Here is a 1,291-nt window from a genome sequence, read left to right on the forward strand (position 1 = left end):
CGACCGTGCCGGCCGGCACGGAGGGATCCATGGTGTCCTTTTGCACCCGGCGGATCGGTGGCTTTTCCCGGTCGGAAGTCGACAATCTTCGCGGGCTTTCCGTAGCGATCGCGCTCACGGTCAAAATGGCCAGTGACCGCAACCTCGCCGAAGTCCTGCTGGAGACCTATCTCGGCACACTGTCCGGGCGCAGCGTTCTGGCCGGATTGGTTGAGAAGGGCGACGGCCGGGTGATTGACTGCGCCCTCTGGTTCAGCGATCTCAGGGGCTCAACTACGCTCGCCTCACAGCTCAGCATCGACGACTATTTCGCGACGATCAACGATTATTTCGACTGTACGGCCGGAGCCGTCATCGATCATGGTGGCGAAGTGCTGAAATACATCGGCGATGGCGTACTGGCGATTTTTCCGTTCGAGACCACCACCCGGCCGGCAGCGGAAATGTGCATGGCGGCGATGATGACGGCGCGCGAGGCGCTCTCCCGCGCCGATTGCAAGAACAAGATGCGGGCAGAACAGGGGATCGATCCTATTGCCTTCGGAATAGGCCTGCATGCCGGCAAGGTAATCTACGGGAATGTCGGGACCGAACGGCGACTTGACCTAACGGTGACCGGGCCGGCAGCCAATGAAGTCACACGGCTGGAATCACTCACCAAGAGCCTCTCCACGCCTGTCGTGGCGTCGCGCGCGTTCGATGATCTTAATCAGGGCGATCTCGTTTGCCTGGGACGGCAGGCGGTGCCGGGCATCAAGGCGGGGATCGAGGCGTTCGCCGTTCCAGGCATCGGGACAGCGGCCCCCGCAATTGCTGCGCAGTCCTGATCAAGCTGCTGCTCAGTGTGGCAAATCCTGGATCGACCACGCGACGCCGGCCGTGTCATTCCGGGCTCGGCGGCTTCCAGCCGTCCGGCAGGTCAGGGTTGCGCGTATAGCCCGGCCCGATGGTCAGCGGGGCGGGCGGCATGACGGCGTCGGACATTTGCGAGGCGACGGTGAACGCGTCCTCGAACAGCACCGCGCCGTCGCCATTTTGAACGAGGCGCACCGTCACGCGGTAGGGCTTGTCCTTTTCGATGCCGCTGAGAGGCGGAGAGCGCAGGCCGTACCGCTTGCTGCGCGGCGTCAGCTTGGTGCTGACGAGAAATGGCGGTCCACCGGCGGGATCTTCGAATGATACCGTCGCGCTCATGAACTCACCGCTTTGATATAGGGATAGTTGCAGAGGGATTGGATGCGCTTGGGATCTTTGGTTGCGCGGTTCCAGGCGTCGCAGCAAGCGTCGATGA

Annotated in this window: 2 protein-coding genes; one reads left to right on the forward strand and one right to left on the reverse strand. The window is 62.7% G+C overall.

Going from position 1 to position 1,291, the window contains the following annotated elements; genetic code table 11:
* Positions 1-827 (forward strand): adenylate/guanylate cyclase domain-containing protein (locus VQ045_RS21700; RefSeq protein WP_331831603.1); only part of this gene is annotated, 827 nt, incomplete at its 5' end.
* Positions 828-882: 55 nt separating this feature from the next.
* Here VQ045_RS21700 and VQ045_RS21705 read toward each other — a convergent pair.
* Complete coding sequence (locus VQ045_RS21705; RefSeq protein WP_331831604.1) at positions 883-1,194, reverse strand: hypothetical protein; 312 nt, start codon at positions 1,192-1,194, stop codon at positions 883-885.
* Between the last annotated feature and the right edge of the window lie 97 nt (positions 1,195-1,291).

This window comes from Aurantimonas sp. E1-2-R+4 (genome assembly GCF_036549515.1).
GTDB classification, from domain to species: Bacteria; Pseudomonadota; Alphaproteobacteria; order Rhizobiales; family Rhizobiaceae; genus Aurantimonas; species Aurantimonas coralicida_A.

Excerpts from the sequence above, each read along its gene's own strand:
- VQ045_RS21705 (WP_331831604.1), bottom strand. The coding sequence starts at position 1,194 with ATGAGCGCGACGGTATCATTCGAAGATCCCGCCGGTGGACCGCCATTT.